The organism is Bacillus sp. PK6-025 (assembly GCF_056530265.1).
This window is the reverse complement of the sequence record NZ_CP096509.1, coordinates 4,014,794-4,028,230: the sequence shown is the minus strand read 5'-3', so window position 1 is coordinate 4,028,230 and position 13,437 is coordinate 4,014,794. Positions and strand designations below refer to the sequence as shown.

The following is a 13,437-nucleotide window of genomic DNA, read 5'->3' as shown; positions in this document are numbered from 1 at the left end:
AAACAATGAGCAATATAGAAGAACTACGTCTGTTTCGAAAAGAAGATATTGAATGGCTGCAGACTTGGTTTGAGGATGCAGAAGTGAAAAGGCGGCTGGAAGGGATGATGCCGCTTGACGAGTGGTTCAATTTTGCAGACGGGAATGAAAACTACCGGGTATGGGCGGCTTTAGAGGACGGCAAGCCTGTCGGCGTTGTCATGGTTGAAGTTGAGGAGGACTTGACCGGGAACATTGCCCTTGTAGTCGATCCGTTTTTGCGCGGAGAGGGATATGGAAAAGCGCTCATCAAAAGGACGATGGCATTGCCGGAAATGAGCCGGATCAACAAATGGTTTGCCGGAATTGAAGAGGATAACGAGAGGTGCTTAGCGTGCTTCCGATCCGTTGGATATTCATTAGAACATGAACAGCCGGACGAGGACGGCTACTACTCTCTTATTTATTTCCCGGAATCTTAAATAAGGAGCATAAGAAGATGAACTTGATCAAATGGATTGTGGTTTCCGTTATTTCAGTCGCCTTTTTTCAGCCGGCATCAGCCGCTCTATTAAAAGAAAAAGACGACTACACTATTCTTGTATATATGATTGGTTCTGACATGGAAAGCGATTTTCATATGGCAAGCGATGACATTCAGGAAATGATGGATGCGGGTTCATCTTTAAACGTCAATGTCGTTCTTCAGACAGGAGGAGCAAAAAAATGGGCGAACCCGTCGATCAGTCACAAGGTGAATCAGAGGTGGAAAGTTGAACATCAGAAGCTGGCGCCCCTCGAAAATATCGGGAAGACAAATACGGACAGTCCCGGCTCCGTCACAGATTTTATCACATGGGGAGTCAAAACATACCCGGCTAAAAAATATGTATTGATCTTCTGGGGGCATGGGCTTGGCTCCGTTGACGGCTACGGGGGAGACGAAAACTTCGGCAATAAAAAAATGAAAATAAGCGAGCTCCAGTCGGGAATCAAAAAGGCCTATGAACATACGAAGCAAAAGTTTGATTTAATCGGTTTTGACAACTGTAAAATGGCCGGGATTGAAACGGCATATGCCTTGAGGGATTATGGAAAGTACATGCTGGCTTCAGTCGACTATACGAATCAAAACGGCTGGGATTACAAATATGCGCTGCAGTCTGTTCAAGACGACCCTTCAATCGATCCGAAAGAGCTTGGCAGGGAAATCGCGGCAGGCTACATACAGCAGTCAAAAGAAAACGGTGAAACAGAAGACCTGCAGCAGTCTTTAATTCAATTAAACCGCGTCAAAGACGCTGTCGATGCCCTCGACAGGTTGAGCTTAAGCATGAACCGGGCATTGAAAGAGCCGGATGGAAAGCGCCTGCTTCACTACGCACGTCTCGCTGCCGAAGATTATGCAGATGAATCGGATATGGTTGATTTGGCCGATCTGTCAAGCTTGATCGGCCAGCAGATCGGAGCTGAGAAAGAAGCGAAAGAGGTCGTAAAATCCGTCAAAAAGGCTGTCATCATGAACATCAAGTCTCCTGAGCACCCGAGAGGAAGCGGCATGTCCGTTTATTATCCGGCCAGAGACAACCAAAAGCGGTTTGCGGAAAAATCAAAAATATACAACCTGCTTGATTTCAGCGGCCGGTATCAAACATTCATCAAAGATTACTCCCATTCAGCATTTAACTTTGATCTATAATGGTGTCTCTTACAGCAAAAAAAGCGCCGGCGGAACAACCGGCACTTTTTTATCGGCTCATGTGCTTTCGAATCAATGGAAGTCCGTAAATGATGAAAGCGGCGACATGGGCGATGACAACGTTGAGAATAAAGAGTACGATCATGAGAGAGTGTCCTGTAGGAGAAAGGCTGCTGGTCATGTAGAAAAAGAAGAAGACCCACATTAAAATGATTGGCGGAATAGAAGAAATTGCGACCTTTTTGTTGTCCAGCCATAAAAATAAAGGAGTGGCGCTTGCGATCAGCAAGTAAGCGAAAAACATATCCATGCGTTTTCAGCCCCTTTCAATAATGATAGCGCTGCCAAAAAAGCGGAATGAAACGACAATTGTGTCTAATTGGAGAATATTTTGTGAACATTCTGTTACATTTATTATACCACGTTCTTCGAAAAATGATACATACTGGAAAGCATTTTCCGCTCCAACTATCGGCTCAATTTTCGCGGCGATTCAATAGGACATAAAGGATGAAGGAGAGAAAATGCGTGGAGGAAATTGATCCTGCAAAAGTTAGCCAAGACCGCGCGTTCCCTATACGAAACCGGCAGGATTCCGGAAACGAAGAGGAAGTGACAGGCTGGACCGCACGATAAGGCCGCAGCCCCCTTGGATCAACGACTTTTTCTAAACAAAAAAGGCTCTCGGCATTTGGCGCCGAGAGCCTCTTATTTGTCTAAAAAATAAAGTGGGCGCACAGTACGATGACAGGCAGCGTAATCAGCGTCCGAACGAGAAAAATCAAGACGAGGTCAAGGAATGTCACCGGAATTTTGGAACCGAGCAAAAGACCGCCGACTTCCGACATGTAGATTAATTGTGTAACCGATAAACAGGCGATGATGAACCTGGTCATTTCACTTTCAATCCCGCTTCCGAGCACAGACGGAAGGAACATGTCGGCGAACCCGACGACAAGCGTTTGTGAGGCCTCGGCGGCTTCAGGAACCTGGAGCAGTTCGAGAAGGGGAATGAACGGCAGCCCGAGCCATTTGAAAACAGGTGTATATTCAGCGACAATCAGTGCGGCTGTGCCGAGCGCCATGACGACGGGAGCGACGCCCATCCACATATCGAGCACGTTTTTGGCTCCGTCCTGCAAGAAATCTTTGACGCTTGTATTTTGTTTTGCTTTTGCGACAGCCCGGCTGAGTCCCCATTGGAATGGAGTGTATCCTTCGGGAATCTCCTCTTGATCCTGATCCGCTTGGTCTGTAATATAAGTATCAGCCTTTCTTGATAAAGGCGGAATCCGCGGGCTGATCACCGCGGCTACGGCACCCGCCAGCAATATCGTCAAATAAAACGGAACGAACATATGGGCAAGGTCAACCTGTGAAATAATCACGAGGCAAAACGTGATGGAGACGACTGAGAAAGTCGTGCCGATGACGGCGGCCTCACGCTTCGTGTAGAACCCTTCTTCATACTGTTTGCTTGTCAGGAGCACGCCGATCGTGCCGTCGCCGAGCCATGAGGCCATACAATCGATCGATGACCGTCCCGGCAGCTTAAAGACAGGCCTCATCAGCTTTTTCATCAAAGCGCCGCACAGCTCGAGCAAGCCGAAGTTCAACAGAAACGGCAGAAACAGGCCTGCAAATAAAAAGACGGAGAAAAGAACGGGCAGCAAGCTGAATAATAATGTTCCGCCCGTACTGTCGGCATATACCGCTTCAGGGCCGATCTTAAAGTATGCCATCACTGCGAAAATCATGCCGAACAGGCGGACGATATACCAAAATAAAGATACATTCAGCAAGTTATAGAAAAACTCGCTTTTTTTAATGAAAGCCGGATGAAAGGTTTTGGTGATAAAGGTTAAGATAAATGTTGCGGTTACGATGACCGTCATGATTAACGGCAATTGCTGCTGAAGCAGCTTCTGCAATACATTTGAAAAGACAGCAATTGGTATCGTTAAATTTCCTTCAATTTTAACGGGAATCATAAACAGAATAATTCCGATAAGCGAAGGGACCAAAAATTTTATGAGATCAAGCCGTTTACGCTTTTGAAGTGCTTTATCCAAATGAAAAACTCCTTATGAATTGGTGATTCTGTATCGCTTCTGCCGGAGGCAAAAGTTTAATTTTATGCAACATTACTCATTTTAATACAAATCAATCAAAAATCAATGAATTTATCACATTCGACAATAGTTGGAAAAATCCTTTAAAATAGAATAGGAATTTGTTCGCAATAAAATCGAAACATTTTATTCTTTTGTACGTCATATCATTTGTGAGGAAGCGGATGCCGTCTTCCTGGATTATTTCTTCGTGTCATATTATAAGGGCGGGATTTCGAATGAGTCAGAAAAAGAATATTACAAATCCCTTTTATCAGGGGGATTTGATTTTTGTCTATATTGTCTTTTTTATCATAAGCGTTGTGGCTGTGTACGCCGCTCAGCAGTTTAATCAATATAATGAACCCTTTGCGATGAAACAGTCCCTTTACTATTTGCTGGGGGCCTTTATCATCATCGTGTTTCTTTATTTTGATTTGGAGCAGCTTGAAAAGCTCAGCTTTTATTTTTATCTGCTCGGGATTTTGATGCTGATCGTGTTAAAGTTCAGTCCGGCATATATCGGATCATACAGGTTTGCGCCGGTTATCAACGGTGCCAAAAGCTGGTTTATGCTTCCCGGGTTTACGCTGCAGCCGTCGGAATTCATGAAAATCGGGCTGATCATGTATTTGGCTTCCTTCATGTCGAAAAACGGGCCTGTCGGCAAGCGTACGTTGAAAGAAGACTGCATCTTTCTGCTGAAAATCGCCGGTATTATCATTGTTCCGTTCGGCTTGATTTTAGAACAGGATACGGGTACAGCCGGAATCGTCGCGTTTGTCATTCTTGTGATGGTATTCCTGTCGGGCGTGAACTGGAAATTGATTTCTCTCATCTTCGGAACGGGTCTTACAGTCATTGTTTTGATTTTGTTTGTCATTATCAAATTTCCCGATGTCGCGGGAGCACTCGGGGTTGAACAATACCAAATCAACCGCGTCATGACCTGGGTCAATCCGAGCGAACAGAATGCCGACGATAAAATGCAGGTCGAAAGGGCGCAGCTGGCGATCGGTTCGGGGAAAGTATTCGGAAATGGTGTAAGCGATCTTCAAGTCTATGTACCTGAGGCGCAAACGGACTTTATTTTTGCCGTCATCGGCGAGAGTTTCGGGTTTGTCGGATGCACTTTTGTTGTCATTATGTTTTTCTTCTTAATTTACCGGCTTGTCGTGCTCATCGACCGAATACATCCGTTCAGCAGGTTTGCCTCATTTTTCTGTGCGGGCTTTACCGCTTTAATTGTCATTCATACCTTTCAAAATATCGGAATGAATATCGGCATTATGCCCGTGACCGGCGTCCCGCTGCTTTTGGTCAGCTATGGAGGAAGCTCAGTCGTAGCAACCTTGATCGGCTTCGCGGTTGTCTACAATTCAAGCTGCCAGTTAACAAAGTATCAAAGCTATATGTTCAAATAACAGCCTGATGCATGCAGGCTGTTATTTTATTCACCCTTTTTCGCAATGTGAACGGTTGTTCATGTTATAATGAAAGTTAGTGCTTTTGATGAAGAAATAAGGCGGGGTACAATGGGTCAGAAGAAAAATACGACAAGTCCCTATTATCAGGGAGATTTGATTTTTATATTAGCTATGTTCTTTTTAATCAGTGTGATCGCTGTTTACGCTGCAGAGCCGTCTTTTTCACTGAAGGGCTATCCGGCAAAGCAATTGTTCTTTTATCTGCTCGGCATTTCGGTGATCGTCGGCTTTCTCTATTTTGATCTGGAGCAGCTTGAAAAATTCAGCATATACATATATCTATTCGGCATCTTGTCATTGATCGTGTTAAAGTTCAGTCCAACGTCGATCGCACCGATTATCAAAGGAGCGAAAAGCTGGTTTCAATTTGGTTCGGTCACGCTGCAGCCGTCGGAATTTATGAAAATCGGCCTGATTATGATGCTGGCTTCGGTGATTTCCAAAGCAAGTCCGAAAGGCTCGCGCACGATGCAGGAGGATGTTCACCTTTTGCTGAAAATCGCAGGGGTATCTGCGGTTCCGGTCGGTTTGATTTTAATGCAGGACGCCGGTACGGCCGGTATCTGCATGTTCTTTGTCGCCGTTATGGTGTTTTTATCAGGTGTGAACTGGAAGCTGATTTCGATTGTGGCGGGGTCAGGAATCACCCTCGTACTGCTCGTTCTGTTTTTGGTGATCAATTTTCCGGAGTTTTCGAAGGATACGCTGCACATCCAGCAATATCAGATCAACCGGGTGATGACATGGGTCGATTCGAGCCAGCAGGACGCGAACGATACGTATCAGACCGAAAAGGCCGTTACGGCGATCGGCTCTGGAGAAATCTTCGGAACGGGTATGAACAATTTGAAAGTCTACGTTCCTGAAGGCCAAACCGATTTCATCTTTGCCGTCATCGGGGAAAGTTTCGGTTTTATTGGCTGTACTTTTGTCGTCATCCTGTTTTTCCTTTTCATTTACCGGCTTGTCGTACTGATCGATAAGATACATCCTTATAATAAGTTTGCGTCATTTTTCTGTGTCGGGTATACAGCGCTGATCGTCATCCATACATTCCAAAATATCGGAATGAACGTCGGACTGATGCCGGTTACGGGCGTTCCCCTTCTGTTCATCAGCTACGGAGGGAGCTCTGTGTTGTCTGCTTTGATCGGCTATGCGATCGTTTATAACGCCAGCTGCCAGCTGACAAAATATAAAGGGTATATGTTTAAGTAAAAAAGACAGCCGAATCAGGCTGTCTTTAATCTTGGTTTAAAAATGCGAGAGCTGCCGACACAAGAATTTTCGCCGCGTTCAGCATGCCTTTTTCATCGATATCAAACAGCGGGTGATGGTGCGGGTAAACGGCTCCAGTCTGCGGATTGCCCGCGCCGGTAAAAAAGAATGATCCAGGGACATGTTCTAGATAATAAGAGAAATCTTCGCCGATCATATTCGGTTCGAGTTCGATGACGGCTTCAGGGCCGACGATTCGTTTGGCACATTGGCGGACGATGTCCGTTTCTTTTTCATGGTTGACGACAGGCGGGTAGCCTTTTTCATAATCGAGTGAAAATGAAGCGCCGTTGCTGTCGCAGACGCCCTTGATGACGCGTTCCATCTCGGCGATGATCGTCTCTTGGACATGCTTTGAAAAGGTGCGGACCGTTCCTTCAATGACCGCTTCTTCGGCGATGACGTTAAACGCCTGGCCTGAATGAAACGTTCCGATCGACAAGACGGCTGCTTCCGTCGGATCGATTCTGCGGCTGACGATTTGCTGGAGATGGTTGACGACTGAGGCTCCTGTTATTAAAGAATCTGTCGTTAAGTGAGGCGCGCCTCCGTGTCCGCCCCGCCCGGATATCGTGACTTTAAATTTATCAGCGGCTGCCATCATCGGGCCTGATGTAACACCGACTTGACCGACGGGCATCGGAGCCCAGATGTGGGTGCCGAAAATGGCATCCACGCCTTCGAGACAGCCGGCTTCAATCATCGGCTTGGCGCCGCCTGGTGTGACCTCTTCACCGAATTGATGGATCAGCACGACATTTCCTTTCAAGTCTTTTTGATGCTTTGCCAGGGCTTTTGCGGCTGTGAGGAGAGCCGACGTGTGAGCATCGTGTCCGCAAGCGTGCATGACGCCGGGGACAGTCGACCGGTACGGAACATTTTTTTGATCCTGTAATGGCAGAGCGTCGAAATCGGCTCTCAAGGCGACCGTCTTGCCGGGGCGGCCGCCTTTAATATGACCGACGACCCCTTGTCCGCCGACATTTGTTCTCACGTCAATCTCGAGGTTTTCCAAGTAATTTGCAATGGTGCGCGGTGTATTGACCTCGCGGTGGGAAAGCTCCGGATATTGGTGAAAATGTCTCCTGAGTTCGATCATTTCCGGATATAATGCATCTAATTCTTCAATTACAGACTTCACCGTCATCTCCCTTTCCGCTTCAAAAATTGTAAGACGATTCTATCATTTTACCATATGAAATTGAATCCATCTGCAGTCCGCCAAACCGTTTTGCTTTAGGGAAAAGCAGATATTGGATATGATAAAGGTTGAGGAGGTAAAAGGATGAATAAAACGATTGAAACAATTTTAAATCACCGTTCGATCAGGTCTTTTACAGATCAGCTCCTGACCGAAGAAGAGATTCGCCTGCTTGTGGAGAGCGCTCAAAGCGCATCGACGTCCAGCTATATTCAAGCTTATTCAATCATCGGTGTCACCGACCCGGACAAGAAGCGCAAGCTTGCGGAATTGGCCGGAAATCAGCCATATGTTGAAAAAAACGGCCATCTGTTTGTATTTTGCGCAGACCTTTACCGGCATGACAAAATGGCCCGGGAAAAGGGTGTAGATATCACAGCTTCTCTTGAAGGGACGGAGACCTTTATGGTCAGCGTCATCGATGCAGCTCTTGCCGCTCAAAATATGTCAATAGCGGCCGAATCAATGGGCCTCGGCATCTGCTATATCGGCGGGATTCGCAATAACTTGAACGAAGTCTCCGGGCTTCTGGAAACACCTGAATACGTTCTGCCGCTGTTCGGGCTTGTCGTCGGCCATCCGGCCAACCTGTCGGATAAAAAGCCGCGTCTGCCGCTTGATCACATTTATCATGAAAATGCCTATCAAGCGGACGAAGCCGAGTTTAAAAAACATATGTCCGCATATGACGAAACGATTTCAAACTATTATCAAAAGCGGACAGACGGCAAACGGTCTGACAAATGGACAGACCAGATCACCGGCAGCCTCAAAAAGCCGCCGCGTGCGTATATGAATGAATTCGTTAAAGGAAAAGGTTTGAACAAAAGGTAAGGAACGTCCCCTCCGACTCGGAGGGGACTTATCTTGTCAGCATGTATTGAAGAAAAAGATAAAACATCAGCCAAAAGGGAAGACTGAAAAGGATTCCGAATAAACAGCCTTTTGCAAAGCGTTCTTCTACGACTGGCGGGTGCGTTTTTTGCTTCGTCTCATTCATCAGTATTAGGAGCTCCTTTAGGTTTATCCATGATACTATTATTTCTTTTTGCGCAGGAAAAGTAAACGAAGACTTGGGGTGAAAAAGATGTTGTCATTAAGCATACTTGATCAGACTCCCGTTTCTGAAGGAAGCACACCTGAACAGGCTTTACAGCATACGGTGGAGCTCGCGCAAGCGGCGGAGCGCCTCGGATACAAGAGATTTTGGGTTTCCGAGCACCATTTTTCAAGAAACTTGGCAGGATCAAGTCCGGAGGTTCTGATCGGTTATCTTGCGGCTAAAACAGAGAAGATCCGTATAGGATCCGGCGGCGTCATGCTTCCCCATTACAGCGCCTACAAGGTGGCAGAAAACTTCCGCGTCTTGGAAGGACTTGCGCCCGGAAGGATTGATCTCGGTGTCGGACGTGCTCCGGGAGGGATGCCGATCGCTTCCATGGCTCTTCAAAATGGAGGAAGACGGATGACTGACCAATATCCCGAACAAATTCAGGATCTCGTCACATATTTACACGATCAAGCCGATGAACACCACCGCTTTCCCAACTTGATCGCATCGCCGAACGTGGCCGCAGCGCCCGCTGTCTGGCTGCTCGGCTCCTCAGGGGAAAGCGCGAGGATTGCCGCCCAAACAGGGGCATCGTATACATTTGCCCAATTTATTAACGGCGAAGGCGGAGAAGAGGCGGCCAGACTTTACAAAGAGAGGTTCGAACCTTCTGTATTGGGTGAACAGCCAAACGTGATCATTGCTGTATTTGTGATTTGCGCTGAGACAGAAGAGAAAGCAGAGAACCTTGCAAAAAGCTTGGATTTCTCTTTATTAGCCAATGAACAGGGGATAGTGACCGAAGGCTTTCCATCATTGGAAACGGCGCTGTCATATCAATATTCTCCTTATGAAAGAAAGAGAGTGGAAGACAATCGAAAACGGATGGTCATCGGGACGCCGCGGCAGGTGAAGGAACAGCTGCTTGAACTGGCCGGCGCTTACGGAACGGATGAAATCATGGCGGTGACGATCACCCACGATTTTCAAGACAGGCTGGAATCTTACCGGCTGCTGGCCGAAGCGTTTCATCAGTCAATTTAACGTTTTTGCTGAAAAAAATCGAGAAAATGGCGGATCGGGAAAAGAATAAACAGAATGCATATGTATAAAGCGGTAAACAGCCAGCTGAGCGGAACGAGGATGACGGTATCGACGGTTTGCTCCGTTGCTTTTTGAAAAGGCTTGGGCTCGCGCTTCTGCAGGTTGACGGCGAAGTACAAAATCGTGAAAAATATAAAGCAGACAATAAGGAAGGATAAGCCGAATAATACGATAAAAGAAAGCATATATACGATGTCCTCCGATTGCTTTTTTCACGTTTTGAAGAGAAGGGAGAGCTTCTCCTGAACGCATTATCCGTATTTTAACATATAAAAGCCTTGTTGAGTGGTTCTCAACAAGGCTTGTCATTATTCGACGATAAAAGGGTCTTCCGTCAGAATGTAGCTTGATTTTCCTTTGGCGGACGCATAGGCTAGCATATAGTATTTTCCGGACTTAAGGGTTGCGGCGTCATTGATTTTGCCGTTCCATTGATAAGATTGATAGCCTTTGCCTTGGTTTTTATAAACGCCGGCCTGCCCGAGAAGGTTCAGATTTTCATCATAGACGAGAAATGCGAGCTCTTCAGCCCCGCCCGGCAGGTAGGCTTCGATCGTGTAAGCACCCTGCTTTGCCCCCGGTTCAACCGTTACGGATGTGACGCGCGGGTAGTCAGGCTCTTTGACGATCAACAGGAGCGGAATTTCGGCGACTTTTCTGCCTCCTTCACGGACGTAAACCGTGCCTTCATATGTGCCTGCTTTCGTTTTGGCGGAATTGACGGTTACTTTTGCCGTTGCTTTACCTGTTTGATGGGCCGGTACCACGACTCGTTCCGTTCCTGATACCGTGATGCCCGCTCCTTTAAAGGAGTATTCGAGCTGATAAGCTTTTCTGAATGAAGAAAGGTTTTCAATTGTGAACGCTTGTTTTTTCGTTTGTTTTCCTTTGTCTTTCAGGAACGTTCCGTATGAGTGGCTGCCCGGCGTTACAATTGATGAAGCATGAAGGGCCTCGATGATGCGGATGCTGCCCGCTCCTTGCGTATTGTGAGGGAGAGGCTTTCCGTTTTCATCCGTCAATTTTTCCGCCGTATTCATCAGCACGCCTTTGATTTGCTCTGGCGTCCAATCCGGTTTGGCCTGCTTTAATAGGGCTGCCGTTCCCGCGACATGCGGGGAAGCCATGCTTGTACCCTGCTTTGAACCATAACCGTGAGGGTTTTTCGGATCGTGGGTCGGAATGGTGCTGACGATATTGACGCCTGGCGCTGAAACGTCAGGTTTAATCATCCATGTATCCATGACAGGTCCGCGTGACGAGAAGGAGGCAATCGTTTCCCCGAGCTTTTTGTCCAATTTGAAAGAAAAGACAGCAGAGCGTTTCCCTTCTTTGATCTGCTGAACAAGCTTTTCGCCCTCTTCTTTCGACAATTTGACAGTCGGTACGGCCATCCCCATAACGTTGGCCTCAATTTCCCCTGTTACATTATTGTAAATCACGGCTCCGACAGCGCCGGCGTTTTTGGCGTTTTCGGCCTTATCCACAAATGGAATGACGCCTCTCTGGATAACCGCTACTTTTCCTTTCACATCTTTGCCTGTGAAATCGTCAGCTTGTCCGATCCCAGCTTCAACAAGTTCCACGTCTTGACCGTTCAAAGCTTCAAGATCTTTTTCCTCCTGGTATCCCATCACTTTTGCTGACGAATACGAAGGAAGCCTCACAGAATATTCATTATATGGAAGCTGCGAGGCGCCGACGGAAATCGCATCCCTTGAAGTTCCCGGCGAGCCGACCGTCCAGTTTTCCGGTCCGCTGTTTCCGTTTGACGTAACGGCGACAACTCCTTCGGCCATCGCCCAGTCCAGTGCGATGCTTGTTGCATAATCAGGGCTGTTCAGTGAATTGCCCAATGAGAGGTTCATCACTTTTGCTCCGTCCGCGACGGCTTTTTCAATGCCTGCAATCACGTTCTCGGTTGTTCCTGAGCCGCCGGGGCCGAGCACACGGTAAGCAAGAAGCGTTGCTTCAGGCGCCACCCCTTTAATCTGACCGTTCGCGGCGATGGTCCCCGCAACATGGGTGCCGTGATCAGTCGCTTCTCCGCGCGGGTCGCCTGCCGGTGTTTCTTGTGGATCATAGTCATTATCCACAAAGTCATACCCCTTATATGGGCCGAAATTTTTCTTTAAGTCAGGATGTGTGTAATCCACACCCGTGTCAATGACAGCTACCTTAATGCCTTTACCGGTATAGCCTGATTTCCATGCCTGATCTGCTCCGATGTACGGTGCACTTTTATCCATCTGTGGATAAATGGCATCCGTTGCAAGTGTCACGTCTTTTCCTTTTATGCTGTCAGGTTTGTAAGCTGCGTTCGGATAAACCGCTTTTACTTCCTTGACGGCGAGCAGCTTCGGAATTTCACTGGCCGGCAGTTTCATTGAAAAACCCGAAAATACACGGTCGTATTCGCGGTTTATTTTCGCTTTTTTGAGTGTTTTCAGCGCACTGTTTTTCGCTTTGCTGCGAGCGGTTTTTAAAGAAGCTTTCGTTTGCTTTTCCCCATCCGCTTTTGCTTCGGCAAGCGACTTTTCTTTCAGCTCCACAATAACTGTTGTCTGTTTATCAGACGTCACATCAATATCACCGTAGATTTCAGCTTTCTCAAGTTCAGGCGACTTTTGATCGGGAACGGATGTTGCCTGCACTCCGGTGAGGAATGTGGATAACGAAAATAATAGAATAAAAGCCATAACGAAATAGCGCATGATACTTTTTCTCAATCTGTTTTCCCCCTTACGGATAAATGGTTTCTTTGTAATCCTTAGAGTTTCGAACTTTTAAAATATTCTCTCAGTTTCAAAAAAATCCTTCTATATATAGAAATAATTTTCAAAGATTCAATGTATTGGAGTGGATGTCTTTAGATTTATGCACAATTTACTGTGTATAAGTGAATAAACTTGTGTATAGATATTGTAGGGAATATACGTTCTTATACTAAATGTTGAATAAATATGTGGATATGTGGATATACCCTGTGGGTAATATGTGTTTATCCTTAGGATAAGCTGTGAGTAAGTTACATTCATGGTTTGTTTCCGTTGAATCATGCGTTTCCATCAGTTTTCAACAAAACTTCTAAAAACTAGAATCATTTTGCACACACATTGTGACAAACATTTTCATTTTGCTGGGATAAGATAGAGCAAGAAAGTTTAATAGAGTTGCTAGTTTTATCACAACGAAACTGGAGGGGATCGGTATGAAAGGTTTGATATCATTTTTAAAATTATGGACGGCCGTGCTGCTGAATGCGGTGGTGCCTGTCAGAGAGACTCAAATGAAGGTGATGGCGTTCGCCGGCGGTACATATCAGGCTGCCGATGCTTATCAGGCAGGCGGCTTTTCGGAAAAAAGAGAAGAATCAACAGAGCGGATGTCGGGCTGTAAGAGAGCGATGCCCGGCAGTTTTACGACAGAACCCAACCGGGCTGTTTGCCAAAAAGCGGTGAAGAGGGTAAGAGCCGGACCAACTCTTTACACGGGAACTTAAACAAGGTAAAATCCCACTCATAACG

13 protein-coding genes are annotated in these 13,437 nt (G+C 46.5%); 7 read left to right on the top strand and 6 right to left on the bottom strand.

Annotated features, from left to right (window positions below; genetic code table 11):
• Positions 1-5: 5 nt before the first annotated feature.
• Complete coding sequence (locus M1D67_RS20640; RefSeq protein WP_026580272.1) at positions 6-461, top strand: GNAT family N-acetyltransferase; 456 nt, start codon at positions 6-8, stop codon at positions 459-461.
• Between the two features lie 17 nt (positions 462-478).
• A complete protein-coding gene (locus M1D67_RS20635) occupies positions 479-1,678 on the top strand; it encodes a clostripain-related cysteine peptidase (RefSeq protein WP_479831484.1) in 1,200 nt (399 codons plus the stop codon).
• 49 nt (positions 1,679-1,727) lie between these two features.
• On the opposite strand, the gene ywcE is transcribed toward M1D67_RS20635, so the two are convergent.
• Positions 1,728-1,988, bottom strand: a complete 261-nt coding sequence (gene ywcE / locus M1D67_RS20630) for a spore morphogenesis/germination protein YwcE (RefSeq protein ID WP_020453353.1) — start codon at positions 1,986-1,988, stop codon at positions 1,728-1,730.
• Positions 1,989-2,394: 406 nt separating this feature from the next.
• Positions 2,395-3,750 carry a YjiH family protein gene (locus M1D67_RS20625; RefSeq protein WP_479831483.1) on the bottom strand — a complete coding sequence of 452 codons (1,356 nt, stop codon included), beginning with the start codon at positions 3,748-3,750 and terminating at the stop codon, positions 2,395-2,397.
• A gap of 278 nt (positions 3,751-4,028) precedes the next feature.
• Here M1D67_RS20625 and M1D67_RS20620 point away from each other — a divergent pair, with 278 nt between their 5' ends.
• Positions 4,029-5,213, top strand: a complete 1,185-nt coding sequence (locus M1D67_RS20620; protein ID WP_023857011.1) for an FtsW/RodA/SpoVE family cell cycle protein — start codon at positions 4,029-4,031, stop codon at positions 5,211-5,213.
• Between the two features lie 111 nt (positions 5,214-5,324).
• The gene (locus M1D67_RS20615; protein ID WP_144497883.1) at positions 5,325-6,494 is read left to right on the top strand and encodes an FtsW/RodA/SpoVE family cell cycle protein; all 1,170 of its coding nucleotides are present in this window, start codon (positions 5,325-5,327) and stop codon (positions 6,492-6,494) included.
• A 25-nt stretch (positions 6,495-6,519) separates the two neighbouring features.
• Here M1D67_RS20615 and M1D67_RS20610 read toward each other — a convergent pair whose 3' ends face one another.
• Positions 6,520-7,695, bottom strand: coding sequence for an amidohydrolase (locus M1D67_RS20610; RefSeq protein WP_479831482.1), 1,176 nt, complete (start codon positions 7,693-7,695; stop codon positions 6,520-6,522).
• A 144-nt stretch (positions 7,696-7,839) separates the two neighbouring features.
• Here M1D67_RS20610 and nfsA point away from each other — a divergent pair, with 144 nt between their 5' ends.
• Positions 7,840-8,589, top strand: coding sequence for an oxygen-insensitive NADPH nitroreductase (gene nfsA / locus M1D67_RS20605; RefSeq protein ID WP_025810609.1), 750 nt, complete (start codon positions 7,840-7,842; stop codon positions 8,587-8,589).
• A 28-nt stretch (positions 8,590-8,617) separates the two neighbouring features.
• Here nfsA and M1D67_RS20600 read toward each other — a convergent pair whose 3' ends face one another.
• Complete coding sequence (locus M1D67_RS20600) at positions 8,618-8,755, bottom strand: hypothetical protein (RefSeq protein WP_023857015.1); 138 nt, start codon at positions 8,753-8,755, stop codon at positions 8,618-8,620.
• An 87-nt stretch (positions 8,756-8,842) separates the two neighbouring features.
• Between M1D67_RS20600 and M1D67_RS20595 the strand changes: the two genes are divergently transcribed.
• The gene (locus M1D67_RS20595) at positions 8,843-9,850 is read left to right on the top strand and encodes an LLM class flavin-dependent oxidoreductase (RefSeq protein ID WP_479831481.1); all 1,008 of its coding nucleotides are present in this window, start codon (positions 8,843-8,845) and stop codon (positions 9,848-9,850) included.
• On the opposite strand, the gene M1D67_RS20590 is transcribed toward M1D67_RS20595, so the two are convergent.
• Entirely contained in the window at positions 9,847-10,095 is a 249-nt protein-coding gene (locus tag M1D67_RS20590; RefSeq protein ID WP_023857017.1) for a hypothetical protein, read from the bottom strand. The genes M1D67_RS20595 and M1D67_RS20590 overlap by 4 nt on opposite strands.
• Positions 10,096-10,218: 123 nt before the next feature.
• Entirely contained in the window at positions 10,219-12,639 is a 2,421-nt protein-coding gene (locus tag M1D67_RS20585; RefSeq protein ID WP_479831480.1) for a S8 family peptidase, read from the bottom strand.
• A gap of 482 nt (positions 12,640-13,121) precedes the next feature.
• Here M1D67_RS20585 and M1D67_RS20580 point away from each other — a divergent pair, with 482 nt between their 5' ends.
• Entirely contained in the window at positions 13,122-13,412 is a 291-nt protein-coding gene (locus M1D67_RS20580) for a hypothetical protein (protein ID WP_023857019.1), read from the top strand.
• The last annotated feature ends 25 nt before the right edge of the window (positions 13,413-13,437 follow it).